We start from the raw sequence: 1,788 nt of genomic DNA, 5'->3' as shown, positions 1-1,788 counted from the left end.
CGTTATATCAATTGGACAGGCTGCGGCAATATGCTCAATTTATCCTCTGATGTAGGGAGAAAATGGGTCGTAGATTGCCTGCGTTATTGGGTGGAGCAATGCCACATTGATGGTTTCCGTTTTGATTTAGCCTCGGTGCTTGGGCGTGATACACCTGATTTCAACTCATCAGCTCAGCTTTTTACTGACATAAAAAATGAGCCAAGTTTACAAAATATTAAATTAATTGCCGAGCCGTGGGATATTGGGCATTACGGTTATCAAGTCGGGAATTTTCCAAGTTATTTTGCCGAATGGAACGACCGATTCCGCGATGATCTCTGCCGTTTCTGGCTGTGGAAAAGTGGCGAAATCAGCACATTTGCTGAACGCTTTGCAGGCTCTAGTGATTTGTTCAAGAAAAATGACCGCTTGCCACATACTACACTTAATTTTATTACCGCCCACGATGGTTTTACGCTTAAAGATTTAGTGAGTTACAACCAAAAACATAATGAAGCCAATGGCGAAGAAAATCGTGATGGTCGCAATGAAAATTACAGTTATAACCACGGTATTGAAGGCTCAACAGATAGCCTTTCTGAACCGCAAAAAAGTGCGGTGGAAAATGACCGCACTTTCGCTCAAGTGGGCTTGCTAATGAGCTTGCTGCTTGCCAATGGCACACCTATGTTGTTGGCGGGCGATGAATTTGGTAATACCCAATATGGTAATAACAATGCCTATTGCCAAGATAACGAGATTACTTGGCTTAAATGGGCAAATTTTAACGAAGAATTATTTGAACTGACCAAACAAACGATTGCACTTCGTAATCAAATTGGCAGTTTAAACCGAGATCAATGGTGGTCGGGCGAGAATGTGCAATGGCTGAACATTGTAGGCGAACCGATGACAGTTGAAGATTGGCAAAATCGAGAAACCAAAGCATTACAGGTAGTTTTAGAGAATCGTTGGCTTTTATTGATTAACGCCAAAGCCGAAGGCCAGGCATTTCGCCTACCTGCAGGGGAATGGACGCCTCTGAATGGCATACACCATTTAACTCTCAATACACAGCAAGCCGAACTATGTTCGATGGGGTTCTGTGCATTGAGCAATGAATAACCAAAAGACTATGGAGATCCCTATGAAAGCGAGAGACCTTAACAAATATGACTTGGTCAAAAATACTTTGGTACTTATCCTTGCAGGTGGACGCGGTTCACGCTTACATGAATTGACAGATAAACGTGCAAAACCAGCACTTTATTTTGGTGGTAATCGTCGCATTATTGATTTTGCACTTTCTAATTGTATTAACTCAGGTTTAAACCGAATTGGGGTAGTGACTCAATATGCGGCACACTCTCTACTTCGCCATTTACAAACGGGTTGGTCTTTCTTACCGCAAGAGCGTGGCGAATTTGTGGATATGCTGCCTGCCCGTCAACAAATCGATGATTCCACTTGGTATCGTGGCACAGCAGATGCGGTATATCAAAATATGGCTATTATTAAAAATCACTATCGCCCGAAATATATTTTGATCTTAGCGGGCGACCATATTTACAAACAAGATTACAGCGTGATGTTGATGGATCACGTAAATAGCGGGGCAAAATGTACCGTTGGTTGCATTGAAGTGCCACGTTCTGAAGCACACGAATTTGGCGTAATGGCAGTGAACGAAAACTTGAAAGTAAAAGCTTTCGTTGAAAAACCGAAAGATCCGCCAGCCATGGTGGGTAAACCTGATGTTTCGCTTGCTTCAATGGGGATTTATGTGTTTGATGCGGATTATCTTTA

1 protein-coding gene and 1 pseudogene are annotated in these 1,788 nt (G+C 42.4%); both read left to right on the top strand.

The window, feature by feature from the left end; genetic code table 11:
• Positions 1–1,107 (top strand): annotated as a pseudogene (locus QMF79_RS03750) (glycogen debranching protein GlgX); the annotation flags it as partial.
• Between the two features lie 22 nt (positions 1,108–1,129).
• Positions 1,130–1,788: sugar phosphate nucleotidyltransferase (locus QMF79_RS03745; RefSeq protein ID WP_281772827.1), on the top strand; the 659-nt coding region annotated here is incomplete at its 3' end.

This window comes from Pseudohaemophilus parahaemolyticus (genome assembly GCF_938021905.1).
Lineage (GTDB): Bacteria > Pseudomonadota > Gammaproteobacteria > Enterobacterales > Pasteurellaceae > Haemophilus_A > Haemophilus_A parahaemolyticus_B.
This window is presented reverse-complemented; position numbering and strand designations above follow the sequence as displayed.